This window comes from Thermosynechococcus sp. B1 (genome assembly GCF_030322985.1).
GTDB lineage: Bacteria > Cyanobacteriota > Cyanobacteriia > Thermosynechococcales > Thermosynechococcaceae > Thermosynechococcus.
In genome coordinates this window covers 719485-738807 of the sequence record NZ_CP096573.1, presented here as the reverse complement: position 1 = coordinate 738807, position 19323 = coordinate 719485, and the positions used below count along the sequence as shown (strand labels likewise).

Annotated in this window: 20 protein-coding genes; 6 read left to right on the top strand and 14 right to left on the bottom strand. The window is 53.4% G+C overall.

All coding sequences use genetic code 11. From position 1 onward, the window contains the following. The first annotated feature begins 93 nt into the window (after nt 1–93). Entirely contained in the window at nt 94–888 is a 795-nt protein-coding gene (trpA, locus tag M0644_RS03795) for a tryptophan synthase subunit alpha (protein WP_315863020.1), read from the top strand. Here trpA and M0644_RS03790 read toward each other — a convergent pair. The 12 genes from M0644_RS03790 to M0644_RS03735 all read right to left on the bottom strand — a co-directional run bounded on the left by M0644_RS03790 (nt 885) and on the right by M0644_RS03735 (nt 13173). Next, nucleotides 885–2609, bottom strand: coding sequence for a ShlB/FhaC/HecB family hemolysin secretion/activation protein (locus M0644_RS03790; protein ID WP_286626651.1), 1725 nt, complete (start codon nt 2607–2609; stop codon nt 885–887). The two genes, trpA and M0644_RS03790, sit on opposite strands and share 4 nt — an antisense overlap. Before the next feature lie 197 nt (nt 2610–2806). Then, nucleotides 2807–4765 (bottom strand): two-component system sensor histidine kinase NblS, encoded by a 1959-nt coding sequence (gene nblS / locus M0644_RS03785; protein WP_206199677.1) that lies wholly within the window; start codon nt 4763–4765, stop codon nt 2807–2809. A gap of 46 nt (nt 4766–4811) precedes the next feature. Beyond that, nucleotides 4812–7343 (bottom strand): mannose-1-phosphate guanyltransferase, encoded by a 2532-nt coding sequence (locus M0644_RS03780; protein ID WP_286626649.1) that lies wholly within the window; start codon nt 7341–7343, stop codon nt 4812–4814. Between the two features lie 175 nt (nt 7344–7518). Then, nucleotides 7519–9030 (bottom strand): F0F1 ATP synthase subunit alpha, encoded by a 1512-nt coding sequence (gene atpA / locus M0644_RS03775; protein WP_149818305.1) that lies wholly within the window; start codon nt 9028–9030, stop codon nt 7519–7521. Nucleotides 9031–9070: 40 nt separating this feature from the next. Further along, on the bottom strand, nt 9071–9628 hold the full coding sequence (gene atpH, locus M0644_RS03770; protein ID WP_149818303.1) for an ATP synthase F1 subunit delta: 558 nt from the start codon (nt 9626–9628) through the stop codon (nt 9071–9073). After that, nucleotides 9625–10155, bottom strand: a complete 531-nt coding sequence (locus M0644_RS03765) for a F0F1 ATP synthase subunit B (protein ID WP_226972001.1) — start codon at nt 10153–10155, stop codon at nt 9625–9627. Before M0644_RS03765 ends, atpH begins: the two co-directional genes overlap by 4 nt. Nucleotides 10156–10166: 11 nt before the next feature. Further along, a complete protein-coding gene (locus M0644_RS03760) occupies nt 10167–10583 on the bottom strand; it encodes a F0F1 ATP synthase subunit B' (protein ID WP_206199672.1) in 417 nt (138 codons plus the stop codon). Between the two features lie 61 nt (nt 10584–10644). Then, the gene (gene atpE, locus M0644_RS03755; RefSeq protein WP_009767951.1) at nt 10645–10893 is read right to left on the bottom strand and encodes an ATP synthase F0 subunit C; all 249 of its coding nucleotides are present in this window, start codon (nt 10891–10893) and stop codon (nt 10645–10647) included. A gap of 73 nt (nt 10894–10966) precedes the next feature. Further along, nucleotides 10967–11725 carry a F0F1 ATP synthase subunit A gene (atpB, locus tag M0644_RS03750; protein ID WP_149818298.1) on the bottom strand — a complete coding sequence of 253 codons (759 nt, stop codon included), beginning with the start codon at nt 11723–11725 and terminating at the stop codon, nt 10967–10969. 41 nt (nt 11726–11766) lie between these two features. Then, nucleotides 11767–12237: an ATP synthase subunit I gene (locus M0644_RS03745; RefSeq protein ID WP_286626642.1), complete on the bottom strand. Its 471-nt coding sequence runs from the start codon at nt 12235–12237 to the stop codon at nt 11767–11769. A 15-nt stretch (nt 12238–12252) separates the two neighbouring features. After that, nucleotides 12253–12708 (bottom strand): Mini-ribonuclease 3, encoded by a 456-nt coding sequence (locus M0644_RS03740; RefSeq protein ID WP_149818294.1) that lies wholly within the window; start codon nt 12706–12708, stop codon nt 12253–12255. Nucleotides 12709–12762: 54 nt separating this feature from the next. Further along, nucleotides 12763–13173 carry an STAS domain-containing protein gene (locus M0644_RS03735; protein WP_226972000.1) on the bottom strand — a complete coding sequence of 137 codons (411 nt, stop codon included), beginning with the start codon at nt 13171–13173 and terminating at the stop codon, nt 12763–12765. A gap of 128 nt (nt 13174–13301) precedes the next feature. Between M0644_RS03735 and M0644_RS03730 the strand changes: the two genes are divergently transcribed. The 5 genes from M0644_RS03730 to hemB all read left to right on the top strand — a co-directional run bounded on the left by M0644_RS03730 (nt 13302) and on the right by hemB (nt 17675). Further along, nucleotides 13302–13619, top strand: coding sequence for a hypothetical protein (locus M0644_RS03730; RefSeq protein WP_286626640.1), 318 nt, complete (start codon nt 13302–13304; stop codon nt 13617–13619). Nucleotides 13620–13640: 21 nt separating this feature from the next. After that, nucleotides 13641–15083, top strand: a complete 1443-nt coding sequence (locus M0644_RS03725) for a deoxyribodipyrimidine photo-lyase, 8-HDF type (protein ID WP_286626639.1) — start codon at nt 13641–13643, stop codon at nt 15081–15083. 72 nt (nt 15084–15155) lie between these two features. After that, nucleotides 15156–15980: a type I methionyl aminopeptidase gene (gene map, locus M0644_RS03720; protein ID WP_149818287.1), complete on the top strand. Its 825-nt coding sequence runs from the start codon at nt 15156–15158 to the stop codon at nt 15978–15980. 5 nt (nt 15981–15985) lie between these two features. Further along, entirely contained in the window at nt 15986–16534 is a 549-nt protein-coding gene (locus M0644_RS03715; RefSeq protein WP_286626637.1) for an NUDIX hydrolase, read from the top strand. Nucleotides 16535–16688: 154 nt separating this feature from the next. Then, nucleotides 16689–17675 (top strand): porphobilinogen synthase, encoded by a 987-nt coding sequence (gene hemB / locus M0644_RS03710; RefSeq protein ID WP_149818282.1) that lies wholly within the window; start codon nt 16689–16691, stop codon nt 17673–17675. Here the strand turns inward: hemB and M0644_RS03705 are convergent. Next, nucleotides 17672–18220 carry an NADPH-dependent FMN reductase gene (locus M0644_RS03705; protein ID WP_286626636.1) on the bottom strand — a complete coding sequence of 183 codons (549 nt, stop codon included), beginning with the start codon at nt 18218–18220 and terminating at the stop codon, nt 17672–17674. The genes hemB and M0644_RS03705 overlap by 4 nt on opposite strands. Nucleotides 18221–18281: 61 nt before the next feature. Continuing rightward, a complete protein-coding gene (locus M0644_RS03700; protein WP_286626635.1) occupies nt 18282–19322 on the bottom strand; it encodes a hypothetical protein in 1041 nt (346 codons plus the stop codon). Nucleotide 19323 lies beyond the last annotated feature (1 nt).

Sequence of the window (19323 nt, the reverse complement as noted above, 5' to 3'; positions counted from 1 at the left end):
GCTTAGATGACCCTCACTGGCATCGGCCACTATAGGAACAGTATCTAATCTGGCACAATTATTATGCATCTTTTAGAGCGACTGCCTGTGACTTTGCCTACAATTTCTGAACGCTTTGAGCAATGTCGTGCCCGCCAACGCTGTGCCCTGATTCCCTTTTTGACTGCCGGTGACCCTGATTTAGAAACGACGGTTGCTGCCCTCAAGGCCTTAGATGCCCATGGTGCAGATTTGATTGAACTGGGAATGCCCTATTCCGATCCCTTGGCCGATGGTCCCGTGATTCAGGCAGCCGCTACCCGCGCCCTGCAACGGGGAACTCGCCTCGAGGCAGTCTTAGAAATGACAACGGACTTACACCGCCAACTGAGGGCACCACTCATTTTATTTACCTACTACAATCCCATCTACCATCGAGGGGTCTCTTCATTTCTGAAAGCCGTTGCCCAAGCCGGGATCAAGGGCTTAGTGATTCCGGATTTGCCCCTTGAGGAAGCAGAACCCGTTCTTGCAGAAACAGCGCATCTAGGCTTGGAATTGACACTACTGATTGCGCCCACCACATCGCCCGAACGGATGCAGGCGATCGCCACCGCCTCCCAAGGTTTTATCTACCTTGTCAGCACCACGGGTGTCACTGGCATGCGCCAAGAAATGGCCACTCGGGTTCAGGAACTGGTGCACACCCTACGCCAGATCACTCCCAAGCCCATCGGTGTCGGGTTTGGCATTGCCAGTCCGGAGCATGCCCGCCAAGTGCGCGATTGGGGCGCCGATGCTGCCATTGTCGGCAGTGCCTTTGTCAAACGTCTGGCAGAACCAGAGCAGGGAGTTGCCGCTGTCGCCGAGTTTTGTCAGTCACTCCGCGCAGCCCTCGATACGCCCTAGGGACGCACCGTCAACGTAAAGTAAATGCCATCGGACTGCAAACTGCGGGTTTGACCGGGCAGATCAATCAATGGTGCCGCGTACTGGAACTGAATGTCTAAGTTGGGCGTTGGTTGCACCAAGAGTCCCATACCTAAGCCGGCAATCACATTATCGGGCACTGCACCCGCAGGATTACGGCTATTGTTCCAGACCACCCCTAGATCAAACAGCGGTCCAATGGAAATAATCGGGCGACGATTGGCAGTGCGCAGTATGGGAAAACGGGCTTCCCCAGAGAACCGCAGGCCATTATCCCCAGAGAGGGCATTGGTTGAGTAACCCCGCACCGACAGGGGGCCACCAATGACAAATTGGTGAAAGGGGAGGAGGCTATTGGGACTCAGTTGCACATCCGTACGCAAAATCAAGAAGTTATCTGCCCAGAGGCGTTGCAGCCGCTGTCCCTGTCCCAGCCAGCTAAAGAAAGTACCATCAGGGGTTGGACTGGGGTTTTCGGTGGCGCCAAAGATCGGCAGGCCAAAGTTGAACTGCGAACGAAAGACCCATGCCCCTTGGGGATCACGGCGGATATATTCTTGGCTCACTTCCAGCACTCGGGTGGCACTATAGCCCGATGGATCAGAACCAATGGAAATGGGGGTTGGCACTCCCAAAACAAAAGTCTGTGCCGACTGCATCAGGAAGCCAATGCCAAAGGCCAGTTCCTCACGGAGATTGCGAATCACCGGTTGGCGAAAACTGGCTTCGTAAATAGAAGACTCACTGCGAATATTCAAGCCAGCAAGGGCGGGGGGGCGGGTAATTTCGCTGTCTGCTTGTACGGTGCGAATGGTGAGTGTGCCATTCATGGCATTGAGGGGCAGACTGTAGCCAAACTCTACGGTGTTGGACGCTCCCCAGTCAAAGGTGCTAAGGTTGTTGCTAATGGCGTAGGAGCCATAGACACTATCGCCGCGGCCACTGAGGTTGTTGTATCCCAAAAAGACAGTAGCACGGCTGGGGGCGATCGCCGGTGGTGTATTGTTATCCAAACCAAAGGCGGCATTAAACCAGCGGGCGGGCACCACCCGTACCACCAAAATACTGTCTTGGGGCGTCGTGCCGGGTCGCAGACTGGCAGAAAGATTGGCAAAGAGAGGATCCGTTCGCAGCAGGCGCAACTGCTCTTCCAGACGATTGGAGTTGAGGGGCACGCCGGCACCGAGGGCAATACGACTGCGAATATAGCGTTGGATAATTCCTTTATTCCCTTCAATACGAATGTCCTCTAGGCGGCCTTCAAGCACTTGAATCGTGATTACCCCATCCCGTGCCACCTGCTCGCCTAAAACGGCGCGAGAGGTCAAATAGCCCCCCTCAAGATAGAGTTTTGTAATCGCATCGGCAGCGCCTTGTAGCTCCGCAAGCGTCACCTGACGCCCTTCCAGGGGCTTAATAATCGGATCAAATTCCGCAGGCCCAAAGATAGTACTCCCTTCAACAACAATTTTTTGTACAGGTATTAAAACGTTTTCTGACTCGGGGGCTGGGCTAGGGGGTGAAGGGGGCGGTTCAAGAGCGGGTGGCGACGTGGGGGGTAGGGGGGGCGGATCCGGTAGGGGGGGCTGAATATCCTGTTGGGTGGGGGTGATAATTGGAATCGCTAAAGCAGGTAACACCGCTCCCGTACTGCCGAGAACAGAGAGAAGGGCAACGGGTGCAAATAAGTTTGTTTTCACGTCCTCAACCCCAATGCTTAGTTATTTGGTTTTAGATAGGGCAGCAAAATCAATACAAAAATTTGTCTCTTTTCCTGAGGGTCAAGCCCAAGGAACCATCGGCGTGAGGAGTTATTGATTCTTGCCTTCAGATTTTAGCGGATCATTTGTGGTTGTTGGCAACGATCGCCCCCATCAACACTGACTCCGAACCTGTTTCAAGCGGGGGGAAGTGCCGTTTCAGCAGTGCCATCAGGGTTATTAACGAGGGCGGATTCATCAATGGCCAAATCAAACCAAAAGGTACTGCCGACCCCCAATTCACTAATTAAATGAATTTGTGTATTGTGCTTGTGGATAATATCTTGGACAATGGCCAACCCCAGCCCTGTCCCCTCTAGGGTATGCACGCGATTCTCAACGCGGAAAAACCGTTCAAAGACGCGGGGTTGATCCTCTGGGGCAATGCCCATACCCGTGTCGGCGACTTCAATGCGCACCCGTTCCTGCTCTGGATCGCTGGGGGGATGCCAGACATAGGCACGAATGGTTACCCGTCCATTTTCGGGGGTAAACTTCAAAGCATTCCCCACCAAGTTAGTGAGGGCACCAATGAGTAGATCGTAGTTGCCCCAAACCGGTGGCAAGGGGTTTTCCACTTCGGCAGTGAGGGTAATGGACTTATTGGCAGCATTGAGTTGGTAGGTGCGCATGATCTGATCAATCACCTGCGCCATCTGTACCGAGCCAAATTGATAGGGGCGACCCGATTCGAGGCGAGAAATATCGAGGAAATCATTCACAAGACGAGTCAGGCGATCGGTCTCGTGATTCGCGGTTTCCAGAAACTCCTGCTGCTCTTTTTCACTAAGACTGCTGCCGTACTCTTGAATGGTTTCGATGATCGATTTGATATTGAATAGAGGTGTGCGCAATTCGTGGGAAACATTGCTAATCAATTGCGCTTTGGCTTCGTTGAGTTCCACCTCGCGGGTGATGTCCTGAATCGTAATCGCAATGCCCTTGGGTTTTTCCCGTTGCACATCCATAACCGTTGTCAGCAAAATGCGTACCGATCGCGAGCTGGGTTCTTGGAGCGTGACGCGAAATTCTCCCCCTTCCGATTCGCCCTTGGAGGCTTTGTAGAGAGGACAGGTGAGTTTTTCACACACCGGCGCCGGAAAACAGTTCAGGGCATTTTGACCAATGACATTCATCCCCTCCCAATTAAAGAGACGTTGAGCCGTGGGGTTGACCAAAATAATCCGCATGTCAGTGTCCAACAGGATTGCCCCATCGGCAATGGTGGAAACCAAGGTATCCAGCTTGGCTTTTTCCGCTTGCAGTTCTTCAATGTTTTGCGCTTCGTAGGAAGCAAGCCGCTCTGCCATGTCATTAAAGCTAGCAATCAACTCCCCCAGTTCACCACCAAAGGGCAGGTTAATGCGTTGCTTAAAATTTCCTGCGGCAATGTTTTTCACCCCCTGTACCAACTCTTTGATGGGTTGGGTAATGGTCAGGGCATTGAACACTCCGCCCAAGATCACCATGATCCAGAGGGAGACAAACACGGCAATGGTCAGATCACGGGTGAGATTGGCAGAGGCAATAAGCGTTTGGTTGGGATTAATGCCCAAAGCCACAACTCCTAGATTTTCATCATTAAATATCAATGGCACAAAGACATCGGCCACAAGGCCGTCGGGGGTTTGGTGTTGGCGCACAAGGGGTTCTTGGCTGGCACGGTAGGTGTCCGGCAGTTGAATACGGCGGCGCAGGGTCAGCGCACTTTCCACTTGGGGGGCAGAGTAGGGGAGGCCATAGTAAATTTCGCCATCGGGATCGGCATAAAGGATGTAGCGAATACTGGCACTGCGCTCATAGAACTTACGGGAAAATTCGGCAACAGCGGCGGTATCCCCCTTGGCCACGAGGGGCGCCACATCGGCAGCTAAGAGCAACCCCAAATCGCGGCCATAGCGGGTGTCATTGAGGTGGGCATTGGTTTGAATGGTATTCACCGCCCAAAAGGTGAAACCACTCATGATGATCGAGACCACGAGGGTTGCTGTGGCCATGAGGCGGGTTTGAATTTTGAATTCCGACCACCAACGGGCAATGCCCCGCAATTTATCGCTCAAGTCCCCTTGGGTTTTCTCGGTTTTCAACACCACCATTGCGCCTAACGTACGAAAAATTTTCCCTGATTCTACGGGATTTTGCTCACATTTTTATTGTGGCATCTGAGAGGGGTTCCAAGCGGGCAAACTCTTCAATGCGGCGGCTATAGCGTTGCAGCATCTGCTCACTCCAAGTGGCATCGGGACTATTGACGTAGAGGTGTACCAATGGCTCACTGGCATCGGGCAGAATCAGTACCCAGTGGTCAGTATTGGGTTCACCAATTTTGACGCCATCAATGAGACTCAAGTGATTGCGGGGATGGGTTTCCACCAAGTGGCGCATCAATGACCCTTTGGCAATCCAAGGACAGCGAATCGGGCGATGATAGTAGTGGACGCGGGGCAGTTCTTGGCGCATGACGGTGAGGGGTTTGCCAATCAGTGCCAGCAGTTCGATCAGGGTGGCGATCGTAAACATGGCATCAAATCCCGGATGCAGTTGTGGGAAAATAAATCCCGTTTCCGCAGAACCGCCGAGAACCACACCGCTGTGGTGTTGGCAGGCTTCCATGAGATCAGTGGGGTTGGTGCGACTGCGAATCACTTGTCCGCCCTGTTGATGGGCGATCGCCTCCACCGCACTAGAAGTTGTGACCGGCACCACGACAGTGCCCCCCGGATGGGTCAAGAGGATCAAGTAGGTCATCAACGCTGTGAGTTCTTGATCACTGAACACCTGACCGGCATTGTCCACTAAGGTCAACCGTTCACCATTGGCGGAGACTTGCACCCCCAAACTGGCAGATAGCGCTGTCACCACCTGTCCCAGTTCCCGCAGGAGTCGCTGTCGCTCGAGAATATTGAGGGGGGTTGGGTGCAGGGTGGCATTGAGAACAACGGCATCACAGCCAAACTTACTGAGGATTTGTGGCAAGACAACCCCAGAAACGGCATAGGCATAGTCAATGACAATTTTGGCGGCGCTACCATAAAACAGTTGGGTATTTAGCCACTTTTCAAAGCCCTGGGCATAGGCGGCCACGCAGTTGTTGGGATGGGTCATGACACCGACATCCGTAAGTAGGGCGCGGCGAATATCTTCGCGGAAGTAGGCGGTTTCAATTTGCCGCTCTTTGGCTTTGCTCAGGTTGATGCCCTTATGGTCAAAAAACTCAATCAACAGTTGATCGGCGCGATCGGGATGGGCACGCACATGAATTCCGCCGCTGACTGAAAGGGTTTGGGCAGCAAAGCGGGCAATCGGTAGGGCGATCGCCTCCAAATTGAGGACATGAATCCCCACCGACATCAAACCCGACATCAGAGCATGGGACACCATCCGCGACACATTGCGCTGATCTCGCGACACCAGCACACTAGTTCCGGGCTCAAGGATTGAAGCATAGGCGGCCGCCAGCCGCACAGCAAACTCCGGTGTAATGTCCACATTGGCCACACCGGCTACCCCCCGCTGGCCAAAGAGATAGCGTTGCCCCGTTGTGCCCCAGATCAGGCTTTCATTGACAATTGCACCCGCTTCAATGCGTTTGCCCGGCCAAAGCCGCACCCCCTGACTGAGGCTAGCTTCCTCCCCGACCACACAGCGACTGCCAATAATTACCCCTTCGTGCACCCTCACATGGCGATCGACATGGACATGGCGAGCCAAAATGCAGTGCTCTAATTCACTGTCATCCCCAATAAAACAGCCACTCCAAGCCACCACTGAGCGCAACCGACTGCCATTACCAACAATCACGTTATCTCCCAAGATCGTCCCTGCCCCAAGGGTGACCCCCGCACCAAAGCGGCAGTTATTGCCCAAGACTAGCGGCGCCTGTAGCTGAACTGTTTGCGGCAATGTGGTGTTGTGCCCTACCCAAATTTGCGGCTGAACTTCGTGCCCCTGAATTTCCAAGTGCACGCGGCCATAGAGGGCATCCTGTTGCACCTGTTGATAGGTTTGCAGACTACCGACATCGCACCAGTAGGCATCGGTGATATAACCATACATCGGCACATCCGCCTGCAATAGCAACGGGAATAAATCCCGCGAAAAATCCCGCTCGATGCCGCTATTGAGATAGTCCATGACAGCAGGGCTGAGGATGTAGATGCCTGTATTCACCGTATCCGTAAAGACTTCCCCCGCTGAGGGCTTCTCGAGAAACCGCCGCACGCGACCATCGCTATCAGTAAAGACAATGCCAAACTCCTTCGGTTGAGGTACACGGGCAAGGATCAGGGTTACGGGAGCACCGTGCTGCTGGTGAAAACGGAGGGCATCGGTTAAATCGATATCGGTAATGCTATCGCCACTGACCACCAAAAAAGGATCCGTTAGCAAATTGGCAATGTTTTTGACTGAACCTGCTGTGCCAAGGGGCTGCTCTTCCTCAACGACATAGCTTAGGTGCACCCCAAACTCATTCCCATCGCCAAAATAGTCGCGCACGACATCGGGGAGATAGTGCAATGTCATGACCACATCATCAAGGCTATGGCGGCGTAGGAGATTGAGAATATGCTCAGCAATGGGACGATTGACCACCGGCACCATTGGCTTAGGTAGATCACAGGTGAGGGGACGCAACCGAGTACCACTTCCCCCGGCCATGAGGACGACACGCACTGTTTTCTCCTTTGTCAAACCTCGCCCTAGGATCCCAGTGTAGGAGAGGACGGCAGGCTCAGGGGGATGGCTTCAGGAAACTGCAATGATTTTTGACACTTGAGAGTAGCCTAGGCATAAAAAAACCTACCCTGGGTAGAGGGCAGGTTCAGAGCATGATATAACGCGATCGCGCCTAGGCAGTAAAGCCAGCTTTGTATTCGGCGATCGCCTCTTTCAGCAAGGCTTCAGCTTTTTCATCCAGTTTTTGGGTGGTGCGGATGATTTCGCCGTATTCGGGCTTGCTTGTGTGTAGGTAGTCCCGCAGACCGGCAACAAACTTGGCCACTGCCTCAACGGGGATGTCGTCAAGGTAGCCATTGGTACCGGCGTAAATGGTTGCCACTTGGTATTCCACCGGAATGGGTGAGTACTGGGGCTGCTTGAGAATTTCCCGCAGGCGTTGGCCTCGTGCCAGTTGGTTTTGGGTGGCTTTATCCAAGTCAGAGGCAAACTGGGCAAAGGCTTGCAGTTCATCAAATTGCGCCAATTCCAGCTTCAGTTTGCCAGCCACCTGCTTCATGGCTTTGATTTGAGCAGCAGAACCCACCCGTGACACGGAAATCCCCGCGTTGATGGCAGGACGCAAGCCAGCGTTGAAGAGGTCAGAGGAGAGGAAGATTTGACCGTCGGTAATGGAAATGACGTTGGTGGGAATGTAGGCAGACACGTCACCGGCTTGGGTTTCAACCACAGGAAGCGCCGTCATGCTGCCACCGCCGAGGGCATCGTTGAGTTTGGCGGCACGCTCCAGCAGGCGGGAGTGGAGATAGAACACATCCCCAGGGTAGGCTTCACGACCGGGGGGACGGCGCAGCAGCAGCGACATTTGCCGATAGGCTTGCGCTTGTTTGGAGAGGTCGTCATAGATGACGAGGGTGTGCTTGCCTTGGTACATGAAGTACTCAGCAATCGTGGCACCGGTGTAGGGAGCGAGATACTGCAAAGCGGCTGGATCACTGGCGTTAGCGGCAATCACAATCGTGTAATCGAGTGCACCCCGCTCCCGCAGCACGTTCACCACTTGAGCGACACTGGACGCTTTTTGACCGATGGCCACATAGACGCAAATCACATCTTGGCCTTTTTGGTTCAGAATTGTGTCAATGGCAACGGCCGTTTTTCCGGTCTGGCGATCGCCAATGATCAGTTCTCGCTGACCACGACCAATGGGAATCATGGCGTCAATAGCCGTAATCCCCGTTTGCAACGGCTCACACACAGATTTGCGCTGGACAATACCGGGGGCAGGGGATTCAATCAGGCGGGTTGCCGTCGTGTGGATCTCCCCTTTGCCGTCAATGGGGCGCATCAGCGCATCCACGACCCGACCAATGACCGCTTCACCCACAGGCACGGAAGCAATTCTACCGGTGGCCCGCACCGTACTGCCTTCTTCGATACCGAGGCCATCGCCCATCAGCACCACCCCTACGTTATCCTCTTCGAGGTTAAGGGCAATCCCCACGGTGCCGTCTTCAAATTCCACCAATTCTGAGGCCATCACTTTGTCGAGGCCATAGACACGGGCAATGCCATCGCCCACCTGCAATACAGTACCGACATTATCGACTTTGATCGACTGTTCGTACTGCTCGATTTGCTGGCGAATAATGCTACTGATTTCGTCGGGTCGGATACTTACCATAGAAGTCGCTCTCAAGGGTTGAACAGTTTACAAAGGGACGTTAAGCGGCTTGCGCCAAGGTGAGACTGAGGCGGCGGAGTTGACCCCGCAGACTAGCATCAAAGACTTGGGAGCCAACTTTAATCACCACGCCACCAATCAGTTCGGGATCGCAGGCAGTGACAAGCTCCACATCGGCAGCACCGGTCATGGCTTTGACCTTTTCGACCACGGCACGGCGTTGATCGTCATTGAGTTCGACAGCACTGGTGACTTCCGCCAAGACCACATTGCGGAGTTTGCGCACAAGGGCACGATACTGCTCACAAATAGGGCCAAGAAGGTTAATTCGCCGCCGATCCACGAGCAACATTAAGAAGTTGAGGAAGTAGCCGTGCACCTTATCCACTGTCAACTGCCGCAGCACATTCTTTTTGGCCTCAGGCTTGATCAGGGGATTGGCAAGAAACTGTTGCAGTTCACTGGAGCTGGCAAGGAGTTCCAGAATTAACTGCGTGTCCTGCTGAAACTGATCAATGAGGTTGTGGGTTTGCGCCAACGACAGCAGCGCCTCGGCATAGGGTTCAACAAGTTCACCACGGACAGTGGTCTGCATCATTTGCCTCCTAGTAGGGCAATACTGCGATCAACAAGGGTGCGTTGAAGGTCTGGATTTTGGCTCAAACGCGCTTTGAGTTGGTTTTCGGCCTCGGCAAGTGCCATAGCAGCAATCCGCTCACGAATTTCGGCGATCGCCCGCTCAGTGGCGGCACTGGTATCTTGGGAAGCGGTTTCCTTCAAGCGCTCAATTTCTCGCTTGGCTTGGGCAATGAGTTCTTCCTTGGCAGCCTTGGCACGGGCAAGGGCGTCTTCGCGAATGCGTTGTGCCTCCTGCTTGGCCTGAGCCAGTTTTTGTTGCTCTTCGGCGAGGCGGGCAGCGGCCACTTTCTGGCGTTCTTCGGCTTCCGCAATGGCTGTGGCAATTTGTTGCTGGCGATCGCCCAAGGTTTTGCCAAGTACGCCCCGCCCAAAATACACCAATACCCCAATAATGATGGCAAGGTTGATCACATTGGTTTCGAGCAAATTGGTGTTAATGCCAAAATGCCCCGCTTCTTCCGTTGCCAATAAAAATACTGCGTCCATGACCCACACTCCTAGGCCAGTAACTTCGCTAATAACTGTTCACTCAAGCTGGCAACTTGACCCTCAAGCGCTTGCAGTGTCGCCTGCTTTTGCTGATCAATTTCTGCTTGAATCTTGAGTAACTCTGCCTGCACGGCCTGCTGTGCTTCAGCAATTTCGGCGGTGGCAATTTTTTGTGCCTCGGCTCTGGCCTCTTCAATCAAGGCTTGGGCTTGGCGACGGGTACTGGCCAATTCCTGCTCATACTGCTGAGCCAGTTCAGTTGCCTGTTGCAACCGCTCCTTGGCCTGCTGCAAGTTGGTTCGGATATATTCATCCCGATTGTCCAGCGCCTGACCCAAGGGCTTGTACAGCAGCGCATTCAAAATGACGGTCAAGATTAAGAATTGCACAGCCATCAGGGGTAGGGTGGCATCAAAATCAAACATCAGCCTCTCCAGAATGGGGGATCGGGGGAAAGCTCATCCAAGCCTCCCCCACTGGGGTTAATTAGGATGCAAAGGGGTTGGCAAACAGGAGCACCAGCGCAATCACCAGACCGTAGATGGTCAGGGACTCCATGAATGCCAAGGTCAGCAGCAGTGTACCCCGAATTTTACCTTCCGCTTCCGGTTGCCGCGCAATCCCTTCCACGGCTTGACCAGAGGCATTCCCTTGACCAATCCCAGGCCCAAGCGATGCCAAACCAATTGCCAGAGCAGCAGCCAAAACAGAAGCAGAAGCGACTAACGGATCCATAGTTGATTTCCTCGAGACGTAGTAGGACGAAACAAAATTTCCAGAGATAACAATAGCAGGGTATGTACCCCTTTTAGGAGTGAGCCTCTTCGTGCTCGCCGCCATGCCCCTCCATGGCCTCCCCAATGTAGGTGGCTGCGAGGGTGGCAAACACAAGGGCTTGAATGGCACTGGTAAAGAGTCCCAAGGCCATCACGGGCAAGGGCACAAACAAGGGCACCAGCAACACCAAGACCCCCACCACCAATTCATCCGCCAAGATGTTGCCAAAAAGACGGAAGCTCAGGGAAAGCGGTTTTGTAAAATCTTCCAAGATGGCAATGGGAAGTAAGACGGGCGTTGGCTCGATGTACTTGGTGAAATACTTCAGCCCCCGCTTGCGTAGCCCGGCGTAGAAATAGGCCAAGGAGACCAGTAAAGCCAAGGCCACGGTGGTATTGATGTCATTGGTGGGTGCTGCTAGCTCCCCTTCTGGTAGTTCGATGAGTTTCCACGGTACCAGTGCGCCTGACCAGTTACAAACAAAAATGAACAGGAACAGTGTCCCCACAAAGGGAACCCAAGCTCGGTACTCGTGCTCACCCATTTGGCTCTTGGTCAAATCGCGGATGAATTCCAGCGCGTATTCCATCAGATTTTGAATCCCACTGGGCACCCGTTGGATATTCCGCGAGGCGGCAAAGGCCGCCGCAATCAGAATGGCCATCACAAACCAAGTGGTGATGAAGACTTGACCGTGAACTTTTAGGTTGCCAATATGCCAGTAGAAATGGTGCCCCACCTCCAACTTGGCAAGGGGAAGAGCTGTCCAAAGGTGTATCAAAGGCATCATGCCTCCGCGCTCGGTTGTCTAAGCACTACAGTGAGCCAGCGTTAAGGGGACGGCAAAACCGTACGAAACATATAGACCAGAATGGCGGCTTTGTAGGTTAAGAACCCCAAGAACACTGGAATAATATGTAGCTCTTGCCAACGGGCTGCCAAAATAATCACAACCACGACGACAAGGAGCTGCGTTTTCCCCAGCTTTTTCTGGTCGTTTCCTAGGCGCTCCACACTGCGGGCGAGGAGCCGCAGATAAATTAGGCTCGCACTTGCCCCCAAAAGGTAGTTCAACGCTGTGTTCAGGCCGTGAATCAGCCAAACCGCTCCAAAGGCGATCGCCATCAGCACGAGGCTTGTCGTGAATAATTCGCGACAGAGTTGATAAAACTCGGCCATCGAGCCGCCCTTCTTTGGGGAATTGGCAATGGTTGATGGCGCAGAGGGTGCTGAAGCAGAATCGGGAACAGTCACAGCAGAATAGGGAGCATCCGAGGATGCCTTGAACTGGCCACTAAGCATCCTATCACGCAGTGGTTACATTTCATTACGGGATTCTGCTTCGTCGATATTGCTGTTCATTTCATTGCGAATGTGCCGCTCAAGCAGTTGAAAAATCTCCTGTAGACGTTGAGGATTGGTGAGGTAGAGGTATCCCAGTAGGGCTTCAAAGCCAGTAGCTTGGCGGTAAATTTTTGCGGCAACTCGCTTTGGGCCATCGGCAGCCGCATTGCGACCCTGACGAAAAATCGAGCGTTCGGTTTCGGTGCAATGCTGCCAAAGGAAGTCCATATAACGGGCTTGACTTTCAGCACGCACATGCGCCACCACTTGGCGGTGGTAGGTATTGATGCGTTGGGGCGGGGTTAGAAAAAGCCAGCGGATAAAGAGTTCATAAACGGCGTCGCCAAAGTAGGCCAAAGCCGCCGGTGGCAGTTGATGGGCGGGAATTTTGGGGGGGACAAGGGGCAATAATCCAGCAGAGTCCAGCATGACGTTTCAGCTAAAGAGACCCCCCTTGGTTTTACTGCCACAGGAACAGAATGTTTAGGAATGGGTTTCGCCAGTAATTTGGGCGATCGCCGTCGCCAGATCCGGCTGAAGGGGCAAAAAGTTTTCTAAACGCACGAGTTTGACCGTTTGGGTGATGCGGGGATTGGTGACAATTTGCAGTTGACCCTGATGCTCTTGGGCTTTTTTGGCGAGTTGTACCAAAATGCCGAGGCCAGAGCTGTCAATAAACTCAATTTTTGAAAGGTCTAAGATGACGTTGGCAGGCCCATCGTCAAAACACTTACTAATGACCTTGCGAAAGGCCGACTCGGAGAACGCATCAATGAGACCCGTCAGGCGAAACACTTGATAGTTATCGCGAATCTCACGGGTACCCCTTAGGCTTTGGGTGAGGGCAAGTGGTTCAGAAATGAGAGCCTCCTTTGCCGATAACTGGACACACAAAACGATAGAAAACAAGTATAGATAAACGTGGCATCCTTGTCTATGACTTGATCGCTAACTCAACAAAAGTTTGGAAGTGCAGCAACCGCAGGAAGCTCTTTGCCAGAATCGGATCAGGTACCGCCCCAATGAAATTCTCCAAACTCGTGATGAGCCTTCTCAGCAGTAGCGGTCTGGGATTGCTGAGTTTATCTATTTTCGCCCAAGAAATGCCAGCGGCGACTTATCCCCCAGAGGCGATCGCGGTCTTTATGCAGGAGTGTCAAACCAAATTTGCGGCGCAAGCGCCTCCCGGCTTTGGCGATCGCGGCGATCGCTATTGCACTTGCCTGATAAACCGCCTCCAACAAAAAATGAGCTATGAGGAATTTCAGAAAATGACTGCCGACAATGAACCCCCGGAAGTTAAAGCCGCAACCAATGAATGTATTGGCGCTATTTTCTAGGGCGCCTAGGATGGACGGGCGATGAGCCTGCGCCTGTTTTGGCATCGTCGCGATCTGCGCCTCAGTGACAGTGTGGGGTTGGCGGCTGCCTACACCCAAACTCCCAAAGTGGTTGGCATTTTTTGCTTTGACCCGGCGATTCTCAGTGCCTCGGACATTGCGGCGGTGCGGGTGACATACCTCATGGGTTGCCTACAGGCCTTGCAAGAAGCCTATCAGCGACTTGGGGGGAGCTTTTTAATTTTTCATGGTGACCCGCGTCAAATTCTGCCCCAAGTGGCCGGTGGCTTAGGGGCGGTGGCGGTGCATTGGCATGAGGATGTGGAACCCTACGGTCGCGATCGCGATCGCGCTGTGGCTGCTGCCCTCAAGGAAAAAGGCATTGCCGTCGAAACCACATGGGATCAACTCCTACATCCCCCAGAGGCCGTACAAACAAAACAGGGGCAGCCTTACACCGTCTATTCCCCCTTTTGGCGCAACTGGTCGAGCCTTGCCAAACCGCAGCCAGCTCCCACTCCCCAACGCCTCGAACCTCTGACAGAAGCTGAACAAGCGACAGCCACAGCCCTAGGGGCGATACCGCTGCCCACTGCCAAGGACTTGGGATTTCACTGGTCAGGAGAACTGATCCTTGCTCCCGGTGAAGCCGCTGCCCAAGCACAACTGGAGACCTTTATTGACCAGCACATTCAAGACTATGGTGAGCAGCGCAACTATCCAGCGCAACCTGGAACCTCCCTCTTAAGCCCTGCCCTCAAGTTCGGTGTCATTGGTATTCGTCGTGTCTGGGCAGCCAGTCAGGCCGCTATGGCCGCAGCCCGCAGTGAAGAGGCACAAACGAGTATTCGCACGTGGCAGCAGGAATTGGCGTGGCGGGAGTTTTATCAGCACGCCCTCTATTGGTTTCCCCACTTGGCGGAGCGTCCCCATCGTGAAGGATTTGCCACTTTTCCTTGGCTGAATCACGCAGAACACTTTGCGGCTTGGTGTGAGGGGCGCACCGGTTACCCAATTGTGGATGCCGCCATGCGCCAACTCGATGAAACGGGTTGGATGCACAACCGCTGCCGCATGATTGTGGCCAGTTTCCTCACCAAGGACTTAATCATCAATCCCCAATGGGGTGAGCAGTACTTTATGCAAAAACTGATTGATGGCGACTTGGCAGCCAATAATGGCGGTTGGCAGTGGAGTGCCTCTAGTGGGATGGATCCAAAGCCGCTGCGGATTTTTAACCCAGCCAGTCAAGCGCAAAAATTTGATCCTGAGGCGGAGTACATTCGCCGTTGGCTGCCGGAATTGAAATCCCTAGACACGGCAGATTTGGTGACGGGAAATATTTCTCCCCTAGAGCGGCATCGCTGCGGTTATCCCTTGCCAATTGTGGATCACGGGCAGCAACAGCGGCGATTTAAGCAGCTCTATCAAGCGCATTTTCGTTCACCCATCCCTCAAGGATAAAATTGACATTCCCCTGATCAGCGCAACAGCGTTATCCTGAAAAAGAACGATTTTTGCGGTTGCATCGCGCCCATGAATATCCTTGGCAGTCTGCTCACTCCCCCCACCACCCCTGTCCAAACTCGCCCCCGCCGTGGCATTGAAATTAAATCTAAGCGAGAAATTGAGATTATGCGGCAGGCCTCGCGGATTGTCGCGACGGTGCTCAAGGAAATCTCCCAAATGATTGAGCCGGGCATGACGACGGCGGATCTCGATGCCTATGCTGAGAAACGCATCCGCGAAATGGGGGCAACACCAAGCTTCAAAGGCTATCAGGGTTTTCCGGCCTCCATTTGCGCCTGCATCAATAATGAAGTGGTTCATGGCATTCCCAGCCCCCGCAAAGTGATTCGCAATGGCGACATCGTTAAGATTGACACCGGTGCCTACTACAACGGCTTCCATGGCGACTCTTGCATTACGATTCCGGTGGGGGAGATCTCTGAGGAGGCGGCCAAGCTTGTAAAAGTTGCCGAAGAAGCCCTCTACCGCGGCATTGAGCAGGTCAAAGAAGGCAACTACCTCATGGATTTGGCGGGTGCCATTCAAGATTATGTCGAAGCCAATGGCTTTGTGGTGGTGGAGGACTTCACAGGGCATGGTGTGGGTCGCAATCTCCACGAGGAACCCTCGGTGTTTAACTTTCGCACCACTGAACTCAAGAATGTGCGGCTGCGGGCAGGGATGACCCTAGCTATCGAACCCATTGTCAATGCGGGGTCAAAGCAGGTGCGGATTTTGCGCGATCGCTGGACAGCGGTTACGGTTGATAATTCCCTCTCTGCCCAATTTGAGCACACGGTCTTGGTCACCAAAACGGGCTACGAAATTCTCACCGATCGCACCCTTGTCTAACCCCTATGACGAAAATCCCCCCCGAAGTCCTCGAACGCCACTGCTTTTGCCGCAGTCGTAAGTTTACCTTTGAGGTCAATCAATATCGCTTGCCCCATGGGTCTGTCTCGATCTTGGGAACTGTGCGGCATCCAGGGGGGGCATTAGCTGTGCCGGTGACCCCAGAGGGCAACCTGATCCTTGTCAAACAATACCGCTTTGCCACTGAGGAATATCTGCTGGAGTTCCCAGCCGGCACCGTTGAGGATCACGAAAAGCCCTTTGCTACGATTGAGCGGGAAATTGAAGAGGAAACGGGCTACCGCGCCCACCATTGGCAAAAACTGGGAGAGTTTTACATTGCCCCCGGCTATTCTGATGAAGTGATCTACGCCTACTTGGCCACTGAGCTGGAAAAACTAGAGACACCCCCGCCTCAGGACACCGACGAGCACATTGAAATTGTGGAGTTTTCTCTAGCTGACTTGACCGCTGCGATTCATAGTGGTCAAGTGAAAGATGCCAAGACCGTCACCAGTTTCTATCTGGCCTTGCCCTATCTGCAACCCGCTTGAACACTGAAGTTGTTCGTAAACGTTTGTAAGCATCCTGCACCGCCCACAGTTTTGATCCCTCAAGGTGAGATAATGCGGAAATAATCCAAAGGTTGTACGTGCTGATTCACAGCTGTTTGAACTGGGACATTACTGAGTTTTTGATTGTTGAATTATGGAGCTAACCCATCGGCCTCGCCGTTTACGCCGCACGGCTCAAATTCGTCGCTTGGTGCGCGAGCATACCCTAACCACGGGCGATTTGATCTATCCGGTCTTTGTCATGGAGGGGGAAGATCAGGTGCAGGAAGTCCCCTCAATGCCCGACTGCTATCGCTATACGCTGGATCGCCTGATTTTAGAGCTGAAGGAGGTCTATGCCTTGGGAATTGGGGCGATCGCGCTATTTCCCCTTGTGCCTGAGCACCTCAAGGACAACGCAGGTACTGAAAGCTACAATCCTGAGGGTCTTGTCCAGCGATCGGTACGCGCCATTAAGGCCGTCTTACCGGATCTGCTGATCTTTACCGATGTCGCCCTTGATCCCTACAGCAGCGAAGGCCACGATGGCATTGTCAAAGATGGCGAAATTCTCAATGACGAAACCGTAGAGGTGCTGGTCAAACAGGCAGTGAGTCAAGCGGCTGCGGGCGCTGATTTTGTTGCTCCGTCAGATATGATGGATGGCCGTGTCGGTGCCATTCGGGCGGGTCTAGATGCCGCAGGCTATACCCACGTGGGGATTCTCGCCTACTCTGCGAAATACGCCTCCGCCTACTATGGCCCTTTTCGCGATGCTTTAGATTCGGCACCGAAGTTTGGTGATAAAAAAACCTACCAAATGGATCCCGCCAATGTCCGCGAAGCAGTGCGGGAGGTCAGCTTGGATATTGAGGAGGGCGCCGATCTGGTGATGGTGAAACCTGCCCTTGCCTACATGGATGTCATTGCCCAACTCAAGCAGGTGAGCGATGTTCCGGTGGCCGCCTACAACGTTTCCGGGGAATACGCAATGGTGAAAGCCGCCGCCCGCAATGGCTGGATTGATGAGAAAAAAGTGGTGCTGGAAACTCTCCTTGGCTTTAAGCGGGCAGGTGCTGATGTCATTCTCACCTACCATGCCAAGCAGGTGGCGCAGTGGCTGCAAGAGGGATTGAATTAGGCGCTTGCTTCTCGTAGTTGACGGGTGGTCTGAATCCAACTGGCAATCATTTTGTCCACTCGCTCATCCAGCTTGGGATCCCTCAATTGCCCTTCGGGTGTGAAGGCTTGCCACGCCTGACCAATGGCTACCTGCTCTGGAATCACCCAAGCATGCACCCAGCGCAGAATCACCCGTAGATCGTTGAGGGCATTGCTGTTGGTTTGGCCGCCGAGGACACTCATCATGGCGACCACTTTGCCGCTGAGGTGTTCAAAGCTGAGGAGATCAAGGGAGTTCTTGAGCACACCGCTAACGCTGCCGTGGTACTCCGGGGTCACCAGCAAAATACCATCGGCTTCCTTGACCTTGGTTTGAAAGATGGCGACATCGGGGTAGTCGGGGTAGCTCTCAGCACCGGTACAAAAGGGGAGCGTCATTTGCCGTAAATCCAGACGTTCAACGGTAACCCCTTGGGCGGCGGCTTTGGCAATGGCAACATCTAGGGCGCTTTGAGAGTAGGAGCCATCCCGCAGACTCCCTGCCCAACCAATGAATTTGAGCATAAACAAACTCGTAATGACTATGGCTTATTATACAAAACTTAGGTTTGTTCAAACATCCTCTTTAAGAAGGAACCTCACTCAGGGAAATGGAACCACCCGTGGCCATTTGGGCAATGACGCGTTGTAACTGCGCTAGCGATCGCTCGGCCTCGGTGTAGCGATCCTTCCAGTGTTGAACAGCGGTTTCCTGCTCCCGTGCCTGCTGTGCCTGATGGAGAATTTGCTCTTGGAGTTCGGCAATTTGGGCTTCTAGGTGTTGTAGGCGTTCCTGTTGTTGACTAGTGCGCGCCTCCAGCTCTTGGTTGTAGTGCTGGGTGGTCATATATTGCAGGCGCTGCTGCTGATAGTCCCGTTCCAATTCCTGTAACTTGGTTTGGGTTTTTAGCAGGGTTTTACTCAGTCCCTGAATAACACTGTTTTTGCTGGCCTCTGATCCTTGCGCCTGTTGCAGCGCAGTGATGATCCGTTCTTGGGTTTCAATTAAATGGTTGGCTTGGGTGAGGCGACGGTTGAGATCATCCAGTTGGGTTTGGCGATCGCTCAACTCTGAGCGGGCTTGTTCAAGGCGAGTTTGCAGCAGCGCTTTTTCCTCTTGGACTTGGCGCAGTTGGGATTCAAGGAGTTGATATTCCTGTTCCCGTTGCCGCAGGAGGCGATGGCTATTCACCAATTTAGCCTCGAGGGCATCTTGAGCCTTGAGGAGCCGATCCACCTCCTGATGTAGGTGCTCAATTTCCGTTTGCGATTGCTGAAGAATCGTTTCCAAGGATTGGCGATGGTGGCTCATTTCGGCCAACTCGTGGGCACAGGTGGCTTGGGAGCGCAATTGTTCTTGGAGGGCAACGATCGCCTGTTGTTGAATCTGAGCGGTTTCCTCAGTGCGAGCAAGTAAGTCTTCCAAAAAGGCCTGATTGCGCAGTTGCTGCTTCAGCTCGTTAATATAGTGTTCGCATTGGTCAATAGCCTGCTCTAAATAACGGATGCGCTCTTGGCTACTATCACTCCCTGCAACAGGAGTAGCCGCTAGGGAACCTTCAGCCAGCGGTTCAGAAGGCATCGGATTCCATGGAAAACTGAGTTGCTGGGGCAGCTGTGCTTCCATT